The 17,595-nt window shown below is 71.2% G+C and carries 6 protein-coding genes; all 6 read left to right on the top strand.

Features of this window, described 5'->3' with window-relative positions; all coding sequences use genetic code 11:
• The first annotated feature begins 122 nt into the window (after window positions 1–122).
• Entirely contained in the window at window positions 123–386 is a 264-nt protein-coding gene (gene cglF / locus D7V88_RS11280; protein ID WP_120540633.1) for an adventurous gliding motility protein CglF, read from the top strand.
• A gap of 79 nt (window positions 387–465) precedes the next feature.
• On the top strand, window positions 466–2,427 hold the full coding sequence (gltG, locus tag D7V88_RS11275; protein ID WP_120540632.1) for an adventurous gliding motility protein GltG: 1,962 nt from the start codon (window positions 466–468) through the stop codon (window positions 2,425–2,427).
• Between the two features lie 227 nt (window positions 2,428–2,654).
• The gene (gene cglE / locus D7V88_RS11270) at window positions 2,655–3,182 is read left to right on the top strand and encodes an adventurous gliding motility protein CglE (protein ID WP_244238098.1); all 528 of its coding nucleotides are present in this window, start codon (window positions 2,655–2,657) and stop codon (window positions 3,180–3,182) included.
• 34 nt (window positions 3,183–3,216) lie between these two features.
• On the top strand, window positions 3,217–3,429 hold the full coding sequence (locus D7V88_RS45130; RefSeq protein ID WP_208726222.1) for a hypothetical protein: 213 nt from the start codon (window positions 3,217–3,219) through the stop codon (window positions 3,427–3,429).
• Complete coding sequence (locus tag D7V88_RS11265) at window positions 3,396–5,105, top strand: tetratricopeptide repeat protein (RefSeq protein WP_208726220.1); 1,710 nt, start codon at window positions 3,396–3,398, stop codon at window positions 5,103–5,105. The genes D7V88_RS45130 and D7V88_RS11265 overlap by 34 nt, the downstream gene beginning before the upstream one ends.
• A 107-nt stretch (window positions 5,106–5,212) precedes the next feature.
• On the top strand, window positions 5,213–17,488 hold the full coding sequence (locus tag D7V88_RS11260; RefSeq protein WP_120540629.1) for a tetratricopeptide repeat protein: 12,276 nt from the start codon (window positions 5,213–5,215) through the stop codon (window positions 17,486–17,488).
• The last annotated feature ends 107 nt before the right edge of the window (window positions 17,489–17,595 follow it).

Raw genomic sequence — 17,595 nt, 5'->3', positions numbered from 1 at the left:
GCCAGTGGCTTCACGCTGGCGGCGCGACTCCGGATGATGCGAACCTTGTGAGCCCCCGGGAATTCGCGGGGGTTGCCGTGCGGAACAAGTGGGCCCGGGAAGGGGCTCCTCGTGGAGGCAGGATGCGGAAGTGGCTGATGCTGTGCGTGACGCTGTCGGTGGCTCCGGCCTTTGCCCAGGATGAGGGCGGGGACAAGGCGGGCGGTGGTGGCGCGAAGATGCAGAAGACGTCCACGGTCGACTTCGAGGACGACACCATCGAGGGCGACCTCACGAAGCCGGATGGTGAGTACGTCGAGGCGCGCAAGTCCGTGAAGCACTCGAACCTCATCCGCATCCGCGAGGACTTCGAGGACAAGGTCATGCAGTCCGTGGGCGAGCTGTAATTCACCACGAATTGCCGGCGGGAACCTTCCGCCGCAGCCGTTGTCCAACGAGCGCCAAAGCGAACCGGGAGCCCCCTTCATGGCCGTACCCCTGACACTCAAGGTCTTCAAGGGCGACACGCTGGTCGCCTCCAAGGACTACGAGCGCGACATCATCAAGATTGGTCGTCTCTCCTCCGCGCACCTGTGCCTGGAGGACGACAAGGTCAGCCGCATCCACTCCGTCATCGAAGTGGCCGGCGACGGCTCCATGTCCATCATCGACATGGGCAGCGTCGAAGGCACCTACGTCAACGGCAAGCGCGTCAACAAGGGGCAGGTCTCCTTCGGTGACGAGGTCCGCGTGGGTGGCACCACCATCCGCCTGGAGAACCCGGCCGCCGTCGCCGCGGTGAACCTGGCCGCCGCCGTCGCGCAGGCGGACGCGCCCACCGAAAAGAACACCACCGTGGCCCCCGTGGCCGGCGCTTCCGCCGCCGCCATCGCGCAGGCCGTGGCCGCGCCGGTCGCCGCCCCCGTGGCGGCTCCGGTCGCCGCGCCTCCGCCGCCCGCCGCCGCGGCGCTGGATGCGTCGGTCGCGCCCACGCAGAAGAACAAGATCGTCGCGCCCGCCGCCGCCGCTCCGGAGGCCCCTTCGGAGGAAGAGGAGGCGCCGCGCGTGCGCACCGTGCGCCGCACCAAGTCCAACGGCCCGCTGGGCGCGTCGGTGCGCCTGCTCTGGGGCGATCAGCGCGTGGGTGAGTTCTTCCTGGCCCCGGGCGTGAAGAAGAGCTTCACGGTGGGCAGCGCCAAGGGCGTGGACTTCGTGATGGGCGACGCCAAGCTGGGCGGCCCCTCCTTCGAAGTGCTGCGCACCGACGGGCAGACCTTCTCCGTGCGCTTCGCGCGCAAGATGAAGGGCGAGCTGACCCGCAAGGGCGAAACGCTCGACCTGGAAGCGGTGATGGAGTCGGGCAAGGCCAGCAGCGACGGCGATGCGTACGCGCTGACGCTGGAGGGCGACGACTTCCTCTGGGTGGACCTGGGCGGCCTCACGCTGGAGGCGCAGTTGCAGTCGGCGCCCAAGCGCGTCGTCGTGCCGCTGGGCGAGAACCTGGACTACACGGCGCTCAATATCTTCCTGGTGATGTTCTTCATCGCCACCGCGTTCGTCATCCATTCGATGAACAGCAGCGGGGAAGGGGATGAGTACGCGGACGAGCTCGCGGGCAACGACGCGCGCATCGCCAAGCTGATCATCAAGGCGCCCGAGACCCAGAAGAACAAGTTCCTGGAGAAGCTCAACCAGCAGAAGGAGAAGAAGTCGGGCGAGATGGCCCAGAAGGCCCGCGCTGACGAAGGCCAGATGGGCAAGAAGAACGAGCCCAAGGCCGCCAACCGCACCGCGCCCAAGGGCGACCCGAACAAGAAGGACGAGGCGCGCGCCCTGACCGCGAAGATCTTCGGCGGCGGCAAGGGCGGCATCTCCACCATCTTCGGCAAGGCGGGCCTGGGCGGCGAGCTCAAGAGCGCCATGGGCAACATGTTCGGCGCGAAGGCGGGCGACGCGGGCGGCTTCGGCGGCCTGGGCCTGCGCGGCAGCGGCGGTGGCGGTGGCGGCACCGGTGACAGCATCGGCATCGGCGGTATCGGCACCAAGGGTCGTGGCGGCGGCAGCGGCAGCTACGGCACCGGCGTGGGCACGCTCGGCGGCAAGCAGAGCGTGGACGTGGGCATCACGTCCTCGGACCCGGAGGTCATGGGCTCGCTGGACAAGGAGCTCATCCGCCAGGTCATCCAGCGCAACCGCGGGCAGATCCGCTATTGCTACGAGAGCCTGCTCAACCGCTTCCCGAAGCTGGGCGGCAAGGTCTCCGTGAAGTTCATCATCAGCGCCACGGGCTCGGTGGCCACGTCCAACGTCGCGCAGTCCACGGCGGGCAACTCGGACCTGGAGACCTGCGTCGCGGGCCGCGTGCGCACCTGGAAGTTCCCGGAGCCCAAGGGTGGCGGCTCCGTGATCGTGACGTACCCGTTCATCTTCAAGCAGGCCGGCGACTAGCCTAGACTCGAACTTCATCCGTGTGCCGCGCGGGCGGCCCTGGCGACAGGGCTGCCCGCTTCTTCACTTCCTCCTCCCGTTCCCCGCGGGAGTCCTGCCCCCCCAGGCTGCCTTCCATGCAGAAAGTCCTTGCTCCTCTCGCCCTGTGTGCCGCCTTCCTCCTTCCCGGGGTGTCGGTCGCTCAGGAGACTCCCAGCGCCGGGTCCGCAGCCGGGGACCGGCCCGCGGTGACCTTCGACGAGGTCGAGCGCGGTGTGTACTTCGCCGTGTATGGCGGCCCGTCGTGGATCGCCAACCCGCCCGCGTCGCAGGGGCCCCGGCCCTTCTCGTCCGGCCAGATGGCCCAGGTGGAGCTGGGCGTCGACCTGGGGGAGCGCCTGTCGCTGGGCGTCTTCTTCATGGGCTCCGCGAACACGGCGGGCTCCGACTACATCGGCTACTCGCAGGGCGCGGCCTCCGGTGACTTCACCATGCTGGTGCCGGGCGCCGTCCTGCGCGCCAGGCTGGTGGGCTTCGCCGACAGCCAGGAGGTCAAGCGCACGTGGATCTACGCGCGCGCCGGCGCGGGGTACGCGATGTTCTCTCCCAAGAAGCTCCTCCCGGATTCCGACATTCTTGTGTTTGCCGGGCCCGGAGTGGAGTACTACACGCGGCTGCGCCACTTCTCGGTGGGGCTGGAGGTCACGGGGAACTACCTCGCCTCCAAGGGCGCTTTCGGGTTCGCGGTGGCGCCCAACATTCGCTACGCGTTCTAGCGGGAGATTCACGTGGCTCAGGAGAATGGAAGCGGTGGAGCGCGTCCGGGTGGACGCGGTCCTAACGGGGGCGCGCCGGGTCAGGGGCCTCGCCGTGACGGGCCGGGTGGTTTCGGCGGTCGTGGTGGCGGTCCTGGTGGTCCCGGCGGCGGTGGCCGTGGTGAAGGGCGCGGGCGGGGCGAAGGCCGTGGCCGCGACCGAGATGCGGGTCCGGTGGGTCCGGGCCAGCGCGTCATCGCCGAGCTGAGCGTGCTGGAGAAGGCGCTCTCCAAGAACGATTTTGGCGCGGAGAAGGGTCCGCTGGAGGCCATCGTCCGCTCGCTGCGGCCCATGAACCTCAAGTCGCTGGACGACCTGGACCTCAACACGCGCGGTCGCCTCATCACCACGATGCTGCGCGTGCAGCGTCAGTCCAAGCCGGCCCTGCCGGAAGCGGGCGCTGAGTCCGCGGCTCCGGAAGCGGCGGCGACGACGGAAGGCACCGAGGCGGCGGCTCCGGCCGAAGCGTCCTCGGAGGCTCCGGCCGCCGAAGGCGCTGGCGAAGGTGCCGCGCCCGCCGAAGCGGCTCCTGCGGCTCCGGCCGTGGATCCCGCGAAGGAGAAGCACGCGGCCTGGCTGGACGTGATGACCCTGGTGGGCCGCGTCTGGCGCGCCGCGGGTGATCGCGAGCGTTCGCAGGCGGCCTTCACGCTGAGCGGCCGCGAGCCGACGCCGGAGCCCGAGGCTCCTGCCCGGAGCGAGGCGCCGCGTGAGCGGTCCGAGCGTCCGGAGCGCGGCGGTCCTGGCGAGCGCCGGGAGCGTTCCGAGCGTCCTCCCCGTGGGGACCGTCCGGAGCGTGGCGCCGCCGGTGCCGGCGAGCGTCGTGAGCGTCCGCCCCGGGCCGAGCGTCCGGAGCGTGGCGAGCGTCCGGCCCGCGGTGAGCGCCCCGAGCGCGCACCGATGCCGGAGCTGACGGGCGACTGGAAGGAGCAGGCGACCCAGCTTGAAGGCATGGGCCGCACGCGCGACGCGGCGCGACTGTACGAGCGCAACAACGGCTTCGCGGACGCCACCCGTCTTTTCGAGGCGGGCGGGGACCTGAAGAGCGCGCTGCGCACGGCGCTGGCCGGGCAGGACAACGACGCGGCCCGCCGCCTCGTGGGCACGCTGCCTCCGGATCAGATTGGCCCCACGCTGGAGAAGGCGGGCGCGTACGAGCTCCTCATGGAGCACTACGTCGCCAAGGCCGACTTCGAGAAGGTCGCCGGCCTGTACGAGCGCGCGCGCCAGTTCGACCAGGCGGCGCTCGCGTACGAGCGCGCCAACAAGCTGACCCTGGCGCGCAAGGCGTACGAGCGTGCCCGGGATCTGCCGAGCGCCAACCGCATCCGGGGCCTGGAGGTGAAGGCCCTGGTGGAGCGTGGTGACCGGCTGGGCGCGGCGACCCTGCTGGTGGCCGTGGGCCAGCGGCGCGAAGCGGTGGAGGTGCTGAGCCCCCTGCCTCCGCCCAAGGCGTTCCATTTCATGCAGCGGCTCACCCTCGAGGACGAGGCCAAGGAGTTGGCGCAGCGTGAGCTGGCGCGCGCCGAACAGGAGCAGAAGCCCGCCGGCCGTGCCCGGTGGCTGGAGCTCCTGGGCGACACGGCCGCGGCCGCGGAGACGTGGACGCAGGCGGGTCGCAAGGACAAGGCGCTGCCCCTGTACGAGAAGCTGGGCGACCTGCCCCGCGCCGCGCAGATCGCAGAAGAGCTGCAGCAGAAGGACAAGGCTGTCGCGCTGTACACGCAGCTCAACGACAGCGCGGGGCTGGAGCGGGCGAAGGCCCTCCCCGACGCCCCGGCGACGCCCCCTGCGGCGGACAAGTCGGACGCCGGTGACGACGCGGATGGCGCGGCGGCATCGACGGAAAATGCTTCCTCGGCTGGCGAGCAAGAAAGCCAATAAATCCCATCGGTTGACGGGTTTTGCGCGATTGCCCGGGGGCGCCCGCGGCCGGTACACTCCGGCCGCTGGCGCCCTCGTTTCATTCACCCCCCTGGCCCCCGAGCATCATGGAACTGCCTTCCACCCCTGCGCGTCCCACGCTGCGTGTGACCGATGACCGCTCCTTCGTCGAGACCGAAGCGGCCCTGGAGAAATCAGGCCGGGTCGAGGAGCTGATCCGCCTGTACGAGGGACGCTCGCGGGATGTGCCCACGGAAGAGGCGGCGCGACTGCTGTGCCGCGCGGCGGAGCTCGCGCACGAGCGGCAGCGCAATGCTCCGCGCGCGGAGGATCTGCTCAAGCGCGCGTTGCTGGTCGCGAAGGATCCGATGCCCGCGCTGCGTGGGCTCAAGCGACTGCATGAGATCCGCCAGGACTCGGCGGCGCTCGTGGACGTGCTGGAGCGGTTGGGCGCCGCGACCCAGGGCGAGGAGAGCGCGGGCCACTACCTGAAGGCTGCGGACCTGTACGAGCAGAAGCTCTTCCGGCGCGACCGCGCGGTGCTGTGCCTGCAGCGCGCGGCCCGGGTGAAGCCGGACCGCGCGACGTTCCGGCGCGTGCGGCAGTTGCTGCTCAGCGAGGAGCGCTTCCAGCCAGCTTTCGAGGCGCTGCAACGGGAGCGCGCGGCGCTGGGCGACGCGGGCATGGCGGAGGAGTACGCCGGGCTCGCGGAGCGACTGGTGGACGATCCCACCGAGCACGGTCTGGCGCAGCAGGTGCTGGACGTGGCGCGGGAGCTGGATCCGCAGAACGCGCGCGCGGAGAAGGCCACCCGCGCGATGCAGCGCTTCGAGCAGGTGTGGCGCGACAAGGTGCGCATGCTGCGAGGCATGTCGCTGGAAGAGCGCGACCGGAAGAGCGCGGCGCGACTGTCGTTGCTCGTGGCGAAGCTGTTCGCCTGGTACGAGCCGACCGCCACCGGCAAGGTGAAGGAAGCGTTGGACCGCTGCTTCCTGCTGTGGCCGGGCATGCCTGAAGCGCTCACGCTCATCGAGCGGATGGCGGCGCGAGCGGGCGACCATGGTCCGGCCATCGTGCAGTTGGAGGCGATGGCGGGCGAGGCGCGCGACCGCACGGCGCAGGTGGACCTGTGGCTGCGCGTGGGCACGCTCAAGCTGGGGCGGATGAATGACGCGGCCGGAGCGCTGGCCGCCTTCGAGAAGGCCGTGGCGGCGGATCCGTCGCGCGCCGATGCGGCAAGCCTCGCCGCGGAGCTGATGCTGGGCCAGGAGCGCTACCTGGAGGCGGTGGCCACGCTGGAGCGCTACCTGGGCACGGTGAAGGACCGCGCGCAGCAGGCGAGTCTGCGGCTGCGGCTGGCGGACCTGTGCATGCAGCAGTTGAAGGATTCGGACGCGGCGCGCGAGCACCTGGAAGCGGCCCTGAAGCTGGAGCCCACCAACGCGCTCGCGGCCTTCCAGTTGTCGCGCCTGCTGGCGGAAGACGAGAAGCTGGATGAAGTGCTGCCGCTCCTGGAGCTGGCCATGCTCGCGCCGCGTCCGCGCGCCGAGCGCGTGGCGTTCTGCGAAGCGTTGGCGCTGATGTTCGAGGAGCAGGAGAACGAGCGCGGCGCCTTTGAAGTGCTTGCGCGCGCGCTGGAGCTGGAGCCGGGACGGCCGCTGCTGCTCAACACGGTGGTGGAGCACGCGGAGAAGGCCAACGCGCAGCCGGCGCTGGCGCACGCGCTCCTGCGGGCCGCGCAGGCAGCGGCGCCTCCGGCGGTCGCGGTGGCGCTGTGGCGGCACCTGGCGCAATTGCTCCAGGGGCCGCTGGCGGATCCCGTGCGCGCGGAGGCCGCGTGGCGCGAGGTGCTCTCGCGCGTGCCGGGGGATTCGGCGGCGAGCGAGGCCGTGAAGTCGCTGCAGGCGGTCGCGGCGCTGGCGGATGATCCGAAGACGCGGCTGGAGACGGACATCGCGCGGCGCGAGGCGGCGGGCGCGCCCCCGGAGGAACTGGAAGCGCTGGTGCGTCAGTGGGTGCAGCTTGCGCCCGAGGATGTCCAGGCGGTGCAGCGGCTCCAGACCCTGTGCGTGGCGCTGTCGAAGTTCGAGGAGGCCGCGTCCCTGGCGGCGAAGCTCGCGACGCTGGCCGAGTCGCAGCTCGAGCGCAACGAGTGGACCGCGCGGCAGGCGAAGCTGTACGCGGAGCGGCTGAACCGTCAGGAGGACGCGGCGGACCTGTTCCTGTCGCTGCTCGCGGAGAACGTCTCCACCGGTGTGGTGGTGGGCGGCCTGGAGCGGCTGGCGGCCGGTGGCGTGCGCACGGTCGCGCTGACCGAGGCGCTGGCGAACCACTACGGTCGCACGGGCGACCATCAGCGTCAGGTGGCGGCGCTCCAGCAGCAGTTGGACTCCACGACGGACGCGGCGACGCGCAAGCGGCTGCTGACGGTGCTGGCCAGCATCCACGAGAAGCAGCTCGCGGACAGCCGGGCCGCCTTCGACACGCGGCTGCGCATGGTGCGCGAGGAGCCGAAGGACGAAGCGGGGCGCGCGGAGACGGCGCGACTGGCGCGCGACCTGTCCGCCCACGCGGAGCTGGGACGCGTGCTGCGCACGCTCGCCACCGAGGCCGAGGAGCCGACCCTGGCCGTGCAGTTGCTCTCCGAGGCGTCGGTGCTGGCGGAGGAGGGCGGGATGGCGGCGGAGGCCATCACCGCGCTGGAGGCCGCGCTGTCGCGCGCGCCCGAGGCCCCGCAGGTGCTTCAGCGCCTCGTCAGGTTGTACGGACGCGCGGGCCGCTCGGCGGACGCGGAGACGCTGCTGCGCAAGCGCATCCACGCCACGCGCGGGCCGGAGCGTCTGGAGTTGTTGCTGCGCCTCGTGGACCTCAACGTGGAGCTGGGCCGTCCGCTGCAGGCCGCGGAGGCGCTCCAGTCCGCCATCACGCATGGAGCGGAGGAGGGCCGGCACCTGCCGCGCCTTGCCGAGCTCTATGAGAAGGCGGGCATGGATCGCGAGCTGGGGGACACCCTGGCGCGGATGATTGGCCTCGCGGAGACGGCTGGTGACGCGGACCACGTGTCGCGGCTGAAGCTGCGGCGCGCGCAGTTGCTGCAGGGTTCGCAGGACGGCAGCGCGGAGGCGGTGCAGAGCTACGGGGACCTGCTGCGGCAGCGCCCGTCGGATCCGGACGCGCTCGCGGCGCTGGAGGCGATGCTGGCCTCGGGCCCGTCGCGCGAGGCGGCGGCGCGCGCGTTGATTCCCGCGTACGAGCGCACCAAGGAGCACCGCAAGCTGGTGGCGACGCTGGACGTGCTCGCCGAAGTGGCGCGCGACGACGCGGGCCGCGTGCAGGCACTGCGCTCCGCGGCCCAGGTGCACCTGGCGCACCTGCGGCAGCCGGAGCTGGCCTTCGCGTCGCTTGCAAGGGCGCTGCGCATGGCCCCGGCGGACGCGGGCCTGCGGGCCGCCGCGCGTCAGGCCGCGGAGGACGCGGACTCGCTCGACAGCTTCGCGGAGATCATCAGCGAGCTGACGGAAGAGGGCGATGTCGGCCCGGCCCGCGCGGCGCTGCTGCGCGAGCTGGCGGAAGTGCAGGAGAAGAAGCTCGACGACCGGCCCGGGGCGGTGAAGGCCCTGCGCGCGCTGCTGTTGCTGGAGCCGGGCAACCTCGACAGCCTGCGGGCCCTGCAGCGGTTGCACCGCGCGGGCGAGGAGTGGGCGGCGCTGGCGGAGGTGCTGGAGAAGCTGGCGGTGGCCACGCAGGAGCCCGCGGATCAGCTCGTGTGCCTGCGCGAGGCCGCGCTGCTTCATGAGACGAAGCTCACCGACAAGGAGAGCGCCGCCGCCGCGTGGCGCGCCATCGCGGAGCGCGACCCCGCGCAGCGTGAGGCCGCCACCGCGTTGGACCGGCTCTACACGGACCTCAACCGCTCCAAGGACCTGGCGTGGACGCTCGCGCTGCGGCGCAACCAGGAGGGGCAGAGCCCGCAGGGCCGTGAGGTATCGTTCCGCCTGGCGGAGCTGCTGCGCACGGAGCTGGACGACGCCAACGCGGCGCTGGGCCTCTACAAGCGCATCCTGACCGAGGACCCCGGCCACCCGGGCGCGCGCGCCGCGCTGGAGGCCTGGGTGAAGGCGGCGGTGCCCACGAGCGGGGCGGCGCTGGAGGTGCTGGACAAGGTGCTCCTGCAAGTGGGCGACCATGCCCGCCGCGTGGCGCTGCGCGAGACGCGGATGGAGTCCGCGCTCACGGTGGAGAAGATCATCCTCGCGGGGGAGATCCGCCGTATCTACGAGCGCGACATGCAGCAGCCGTCGCTCGCGTTCATGGCGTCGGTGAAGGCGTTCGCCAACGGGCTCGACCGCGATGGCGTGCGGCCGGACCTGGAGCGGCTGGCGCGCGAGACGGGCAGCCACGAGGTGCTGGCGGAGATCTACGAGAGCGCCGCGGTGGACCTGACCTCCGGCGACCCGGTGGCCCTGGACCTGCTGCGCCGGGCGGCGGAGCTGCGCGAGAGCCTGGATCAGCCCGAGGAGGCCACGCGCCTCTGGAAGAACCTGCTGTCGGATGCGCCGCAGGACCGTCAGGCGCTGGAGGCGCTGTCCCGGCTGTACGAGAAGGGCCAGAACGCCAAGAGCCTGTCGGAGGTCTACGCCCGTCAGGCGCAGCTCGCCACGGATCCGGAGACGCGGCTGGGCCTGCTGCTCAAGGCCGGCGAGGCCTACGCGAGCTCGGGCGAGGACGCGAAGGCCATCGAGGTCCTCCGCTCCGCGCTGGCGCTGAGCAAGGTGCCGGAAGGACTGCTCGCGCTCGACAAGTTGTACGCCAAGACGCGCCGCTTCGTGGAGCAGGCGGACGTGTTGGATCAGCTCGCCGAACTCGCGGCGGACGAACCGGGACGGCGCGCGTACCTGCTGCGCCGCGCGCAGTTGCTGGAGAAGGAGGTCGGCCCCTCCGAGGCGCTGCCCGTGTACCGGCGCCTGCTGGAGCTGTCGCCGGGCGACGGCCAGGTGGTGGCCGGCCTGGAGCGCCTGCTCGCGCATGACGCCCCCAGGCTGGAAGCAGCGCGTCTCCTGGAGCCCGTCTACCGGGGCCTCAACGACACGCGGAAGCTGGTGGACGTGCTGGAGGTGCTCCTGCCCGGAGTGCCGCCAGAGAAGCGGCTGGAGCGCCTGCAGGAGATCGCCATCCTGCGCGAGGGCCTGGGCCAGACGTCGCTCGCGTTCGTCGCGCGCCTGCGTGCGTTCAACGAGCAGCCGACGGAAGCCACCGTGCGCGACGAGCTGGAGCGGCTCGCGGCGGACTCGGGTTCCTTCGAGGAGGTGGCGGCGGCGTACGAGGATCAGTTGGAGCGCGACCCCGCGGAGCCCCTGGCGGGCGACCTGTGGCGGCGGCTGGCGGCCATCTACGACAACCGCCTGAAGCGTTACGACCTGGCGGTGCGCGCGTGGGAGCAGGTGAGCCGGCGCGACCCGATGAACAAGACGGTGCTGGAGGCCATCGCCCGCGTGCACCGGCGCACGGCCGCGCACCGGGAGCTGGCGCTCGTCATGCGCCGGCAGGTGGCCGCCGAGGGCAACCCCGCCTCGCAGGTGAACCTGCTCTTCGAGCTGGCGCATCTGGCCGAGGAGACGCTGGCGGACAAGTCGCTCGCGGCGCAGACGTACCGCGAGGTGCTGGAGCGCCGGCCGGAGAACGCCAACGCGCTGAAGCTCCTGGGCCGCGTGCTCGCGGACATGGAGCGCTGGGCGGAGCTCGCGCAGCACGTCGAGCGTGAAATCCAGATGGCGGATGCGCGCGATGCGCAGGAAGAGGCGTCCGACCTGCGGGTGCGCCTGGGCCGTCTGAAGGTCTCGCGCCTGGATGATCCGCGAGGCGCCCTGGAGCTGTACCAGGCGGTCCTGGCGCGACGCGCGGGCCACCCGGGTGCGGTGGGCGCGCTGGAGGAGCTGGCGCGCTCGGAGAGCCCGCTGCGAGGCGCGGCGGCCAGTGCCTTGGAGCCCGTCTTCGCGTCGGTGGGCAACCACCTGAAGCAGGTGGAGATGCTGGAGTCGCGTGCCTCCGCGGAGGCCGTGCCGCAGGAGCGCGCCGCGCTGCTGCGCCGCATCTCGGAGATCTACGCCACCGCGCTGGAGAACGCGGAGATGGCGTTCCTGTCGGCCACGCGCGCATTGCGTGAGCTGCCGGAGGATCCGCGCTCGCTGGAGCTGTGCGTCTCGCTGGTGGACAAGGCGGAGGCGCCGGAGGAGCTGTGCGCGGTGCTGATGGAGGTCGCGCCCAAGGCGGGCGACGCCGCCCGAGCGGAGCTGTACCGCGCGCTGGCGAGGCTCCAGGTCGACCTGGGCGAGCCGGCCGAAGCGCTGGCGTCGTGGAAGCGCGTCCTGGAGCTCAAGCCCACGGACAACGAAGCGCTGGATGGCACCGCGCGGCTGGTGGCGTCGCAGGGCCGTCCGTCGGAGCTGCTGGAAGTGCTGCGCCGTCAGCTCGCGCTGTCGGAGGAGCCGGCGCGTCGCGCCACGGTGCTCTTCCAGATTGGCGCGTTGCAGGAGGAGCAGCTCAAGGACACGCTGGGCGCGCTGGCCACGTTCCGGCGCCTGCTGGAGCTCAAGCCGGATGACGCCGCCGCGCTCGCGCGGATGGAAGAGCTCTGCCAGAAGCAGGAGCGCTGGCCGGAGCTCGCGGACGTCCTCGCGCGGCGCATCGCGCTGATGCCGACGGAGGAGGGACTGGAACTGAAGTTCCGCCTCGCGACGGTGCGCGAGTCCAAGCTGCTCGACAAGGTGGGCGCGCTGGCGCTGTACGGCGAGGTGCTGTCGGTGCAGCCCAACCACCCGGGCGCGGTGGGCCGGATGGAAGCGCTGGTGGCGCGCGAGCCCCAGAACCTGCTGGCGGTGGAGACGCTGCTGCGCGCCTTCCGCGCGAGCGGCGACGTCGCGCGGCTGGCGCAGTTGATTGAAACGCGCGTGGGCGTGTCCCCGGACGCGGTCGAGCGCAAGCAGTTGCTCGGTGAGCTGGCCACGCTGCGCGAGACGCAGGGGGAGAGCGAGCTTGCCTTCCTCGCGCTCTACCGCGGCTTCAAGGAGGACCCGAACGACGGCGAGGTGCGCCGCCGGCTGGAGAACGCCACCGACGTCGCGGGCAGCTACGACGAACTGGTGGTGCTCTACGAAGAGGCCCTGCCGCGCATCGCCGAGGCCGCCGACGCGGCCCAGGTGTGCCTCAAGCTGGGCCAGGTCCTGGAGACGCGCCTGCGCGATCCGGACCGCGCGGTGTCCTACTTCGAGCGTGCGCGCACGTTGCATGCCTCGGTGCAGGAGCGCTCGCTCATCGCGTTGGACCGCCTCTATCTCCACCTGGAGGCGTGGCCGGAGCTGGCCGGCGTGCTGGAAGCGCTGGCGACCGGGGCGACCACTCCGGCGGACAAGCTGGGCTTCCTCTTCCGCCTGGGGCAGCTTTACCAGGAACGGCTGGACAGCCCGGACCGCGCGGCCAGCGCCTACGAGGCCATCCTCGCGCTGGAGCCGGGGCACCTCGCTTCGGCGCGGCTGCTGGAAGGCATCTACGAGGGCGCGGGTGCGTCCGAGAAGCTCTACGGCATCCTGAAGCTCCAGGCGGACAAGGTCGTCGGCAGCGAGCGCGACCGCGTGCTCGGCAAGATGGCGCAGGTGTCGGCCGAGGGGCTGTCGGACCTGGGCCGCTCCATCGAGCTGTACCGCGAGCTGCTGGCGAAGAACCCGCGCAACGAGCAGGTCTTCTCCGCGCTGGAGTCACTGTACGAGCGCGCGGGCCGTCCGCAGGATCTGCGCGAGCTGCTCGAAGGCCGTCTGGCCATCACGTTGGATCCGCGCGAGGTGGTGCGCCTCAACGAGCGGCTGGGCCGTGTCGTCTACCGCCTGCTCAAGCAGCCGGACGCGGCGGTGCCCTACTTCAAGGCGGCGCTGGACCGCGACGCGCGGCACCGGGGCGTGCTGGACACGCTGCGCGAGCTGTACGACGAGACGGGGCAGCGCGAGGAACTGGTGGGTGTGCTGCGCCGCCTCGTCCCGCTGCAGGAGAACAGCGAGGGCGTGAAGGCGCTGCGCCTGCGCCTGGCGGAAGTGCTCGCGGGCATGGGCCGGCGCGAGGAGTCGCTGGACGCGGCCCGCCGCGCGCTGGAGGTCGAGCCGCACGTGGTCCCCGACCTTGAGCGTGTGTACGCGCTGTCCGTGTCGCTGCGCGCGTGGAACGACGCGGTGCGCGCCCTGGAACTCAAGGTCCAGGTGCACCTGCAGACCGAGGAGCGTGACCCGGCCATCGCCGCGTACTTCACCGTCGCGGAGCTGTGGGAAGGGCAGGGCGGTAAGCCCGAGCTCTCCGCGGGCGCGCTGGAGAAGGTGCTGGAGCTGGATCCGGCCAACCGCACCGCCTACGAGCGCGTGTGCGCGCTGTACCGCACGCACAACGACTGGCGTGCGTACGCGACGGTGATGGACCGCTACATGCCCCACCTCGTCACCGACGAGGAGAAGCTGGCGGCCCTGCGGGAAATCGCCCGTGTGCAGGAAGAGCGCCTGGGCCAGAAGGACGTGGCCTTCCTGGCGCTGTGCCGCGCGCTGCAACTGGACGCGACGGAGGACGGGCTGCGCGAGGAGGTCGAACGCCTCGCGGACGAGACGGGCAGCCACGAGGAGCTGGCGGCTGTCTACGAAGAGGTCGCGGACGAGCTGCCCCGTGGACCGCTCGCGGAGCGGCTGTACGCCACGCTGGCGCGCATCCACGACACGCGCCTGGATGATCCGCAGGCCGCCGAAGCGGCGTTCCGGAAGATCCTCGAGTTCGACCCGACCAACGCCACCGCGCTGGACGGGTTGGCTGCGGTGTTCCAGCGGCGCGGTCGCGACCGCGAGTACGTCGTCGCGCTGGAGCAGAAGCTGGAAGCGGCGGGCTCCATCGAGGCGCGCAAGGGCATCCTCAAGGAGATCGCCCGCGTCTGGGATGAGACGCTGGAAGACCCCATCGAAGCGGCCAGCGCCCTGTTGCGCGCGCTGGAGCTGGAGCCGGATCAGGAGACGCTCGGCGTCCTCACGAAGCTCTACCGGCGCGGAGGGGCCCACCGCGACGTGGCCACCACGCTGCTGCGGGCGCGCGACCTCGCGTCGTCCGCGGAAGAGCGTGCGCGCATCCAGGTGGAGGTGGCGACCGTCTACGAGCGCGACCTGAAGGACGACGAGTCCGCAGTCTCCGCGTTCCGGATGGCGTTGGAGTTCGACCCCGTCAACCGCGAGGCGCTGGAGTCGCTGGAGCGGCTGCACATCCGGTTGGATCAGCCGGCGGACCTGCTCGCCATCTACGAGCGGATGCTGGAGCTGAGCCAGGACTACCGCGAGAAGGTCCGCGTCCTCTTCCGCAGCGCGACCATCTGGGAGGACACGTACCAGAACCCGGCGAACGCCGACGCGTGCGTGGAGGGCGTGCTCTCCATCGACCCGCAGAACGTGCCGGCCATCAAGTCCCTCATCCGGCTGCGCCGCGCGCAGGCCCGGTGGGAGGACCTCCTCTCCGCTTACGAGCGCCAGCTCGCGCTCACCGTGAGTCCGCAGGAGCAGGCGGAGCTCTACGTGGAGATCGGCAATGTCCAGTACCAGCAGCTCAAGGTGGTGGACCGCGCGGTGAACAGCTACCACGCGGCGCTCGCCACGGACCCCGAGTCCCGCCAGGCCCTGCACGCGCTGGGCAACCTCTACGAGCGCAGCGGCAACTGGCCCTTCGCGCTGGAGATGTTGCAGAAGGAAGCGCAGGTCGTGGGCAACAACCCGGTGGCGGTGGAGCTGTGGCACCGTCTGGGGAAGATCAACGAGGACATGCTGTCGGACATGGCCAGCGCCCGGACCGCGTACCAGCAGGCGCTCGCCATCGACCCGGGCCACCTGCCCACCATCCGTGCCCTCAAGGGCATCCAGGAGCAGGAGAAGGACTGGGGCGGCTACGAGCAGACGCTGCTGCAGGAAGCGCAGCAGACGGATGATCCGGCCGCCAAGGGTCGCGCCCTGCTGGACGTCGCGCGCTACCACGCGGAGACGCGCGAGGACCGGGAGACGGCCACCCACTACTGGGAAGAGGCCCTCAAGAACATCCCGGACAGCCTGGAGGCGGCGCGTCCGTTGGCGGACGTCTACATCGCGCGCGAGGACTGGTCGTCGGCGGAGCGGATGCTCGACATCGTCACGCGCAAGATGGCGGAGAAGGCCATGGCGGAGAAGGACGCCGCCGTCGCCCAGGACCTCTGCCGCCAGTTGTACCGGCTGGGCTACGTGACGGAGAAGCTGGGCCGTCGCGACAAGGCGCTCAGCTCGTACGAGAAGGCCTACGGCCTGGACGCCACGTACCTGCCCGCGCTGGAGGGCTACGGCAACCTGCTGGTGCAGGCGAAGCGGTACGAGGACGCGCTCAAGGTCTTCCAGACCATCCTCATCCACCACCGCGAGGAGCTGACGGACCTGGAGGTGGTGGAGGTCTACTGGCAGTTGGGTGACGTGCACGCCGCGCTGGGCCAGGCGGACCGCGCGCAGAACCACTTCGAGAAGGCGCTCGCCATCGACCCGCAGCACGAGCCGACGCTGCGTGCGCTGGTGACGTTGATGGACAAGGCGGGCCGCTTCGAGAAGTCCGCGGAGCTGCGCCAGGACCTCGTCAACAGCCTGGAGGGCGAGGCGAAGGTCAAGGTCTACCTGGAGCTGGGCCGCATCGCGCGCGACGAGCTGCACGACCCGTACATGGCCATCGACGCGTTCAGCGGTGCCCTCAAGACGCATCCGGAAGCGCCGGAGGTGATGGACGCGCTCTACCGCCTGCTGCGCGAGACGCGTCAGGGCCAGAAGGCCGCGGACGTGTTGGGCCGCATGCTGTCGCTGCCCGAACTCGCGTCCGAACCGCACAAGGCCAAGCGCGTGTGGTTCGCGCTCGGAGAGATCCGCCGCGACGAGCTGAAGGACGTGGAGGGCGCGACGCAGGCCTTCAACGCCGCGCTCGACCTGGACCACCGCTTCGTGGAGGCCTTCAGCGCGCTGGAGGCGCTGCTCGGTGGCGCTCGCCAGTGGAAGGTCCTGGAGGAGAACTACACGCGCATGCTCTCGCGTCTGCCCAAGACGCCGGACACGCACCCGGCGCGCATGACGCTGTGGCGCGCGTTGGGCGACCTGTACCTCCAGGTGCTCAAGCACCCCGAGGGCGCGGTGGCCGCCTACGGCGTCGCGGCGAAGGGCCTGCCGGACGACGCGGCCATGCAGGAGGCGTTCGCGGAGGTCGCCGGTCAGATGCCGGGCCGCGAGGAAGAGGCCATCGTGGCGCTGCGCCGCGCGCTGCCGAACACGGAGAACCCGCGCAAGGTGGTGGGCCACCTGGTGCGGCTGTCCGCGGTGCGCAAGGACTACGACGCCGCGTGGCTCGCGGCGCAGGCCGTGTCGGGGCTCCTGGGAGAAGCAGGGGAGGATGAGCAGGAGATCCTCACCAAGCTGGGGCCCTACGCGAAGAAGAAGGAGCTGGCGCAGCGTCCGCTGACGGATCGGCTGTGGCAGACGGCGCTCTTCCACCCGAAGGTGCGCGGTCCGCTGTCGGAGCTGCTGGGCCTGCTCTTCGAGAAGGCGGGACACCTGTACGCGGTGCCCTTCCCGCAGTACCAGTTGGTCCCGAAGCGCCACCGCATCGACGTGGCGACGGCGCAGGAGTACCACGTCAACCACTACCGCTACGTCGCGCGGCTCTTCAACATGGAGGCGGTGGAGCTGTACTCACCGTTCCTCGTGGCCACGCGCGAGCGCCTGGCGAAGCGCTCCAATGAACCGGCCCCCGAGCCGCTCGTGAACGTGGATCTGCTCCAGACGCATCCAGCGTGCGTGCGTGTGGGCGGCAAGTACTTCGCGGAGCAGGGTCAGAAGGAGGTGTACTACCTCCTGGGGAGGACGCTGGCCCTGGCCCGTCCGGAGCTGGCGTTCAGCCAGCGCGTCGCGCCCGAGCGGCTGGAGGCGGTGGTGCAGGCCGCGCTCAGCCTGGTGGTGGGCAACGTGCGCTTCACGGTGGATCCGCGGCTGGTGGACGTGGAGCGGCAGTTGCTCCACAAGAGCCTGAGCGAGCCGGACCGGGCCGCCCTGGCGAAGGTCGCGCGGGCCTACCTGCCCACGGCGACGCCACAGGATGTGCGCTCGTGGCTGGAGGGCGCGGAGCTCACCGCGTCGCGCGCGGGCCTCTTCGCCGCGGGCGAGCTGGAGCCTGTTCGCCGCATGGTGCAGGGGGAAACGGGGTCGTCGTTCCGCGTCCCGTCCCGCACCAAGCTGCGGGAGTTGCTGGTGTTTGCGACGTCCGAGGACCTGCAGGAGCTGCGTGTGGCTGTTGGCACACACGTGGAAGTGCAGGCTCGAAAATAGTGCCCTCAGACCGGCGCGAGGGTTCACGCGTTGAAAGCAGGCGGGCGTTCAAGGCGGGTGTCCTTGATCTCACCCGGTGGCCACTCCTACGATTCCGACGGGATTTC

It is taken from the genome of Corallococcus terminator (assembly GCF_003611635.1).
In the GTDB taxonomy this organism is placed as follows: domain Bacteria; phylum Myxococcota; class Myxococcia; order Myxococcales; family Myxococcaceae; genus Corallococcus; species Corallococcus terminator.
The sequence above is the reverse complement of the archived record's forward strand: the minus strand, read 5'-3'. Positions and strand labels throughout refer to the sequence as shown.

What these genes read in the sequence shown, in the direction of transcription:
- cglF (WP_120540633.1), top strand. Translation starts at nt 123, where the DNA reads ATGCGGAAGTGGCTGATGCTGTGCGTGACGCTGTCGGTGGCTCCGGCC.
- gltG (WP_120540632.1), top strand. Translation starts at nt 466, where the DNA reads ATGGCCGTACCCCTGACACTCAAGGTCTTCAAGGGCGACACGCTGGTC.
- D7V88_RS11260 (WP_120540629.1), top strand. Translation starts at nt 5,213, where the DNA reads ATGGAACTGCCTTCCACCCCTGCGCGTCCCACGCTGCGTGTGACCGAT.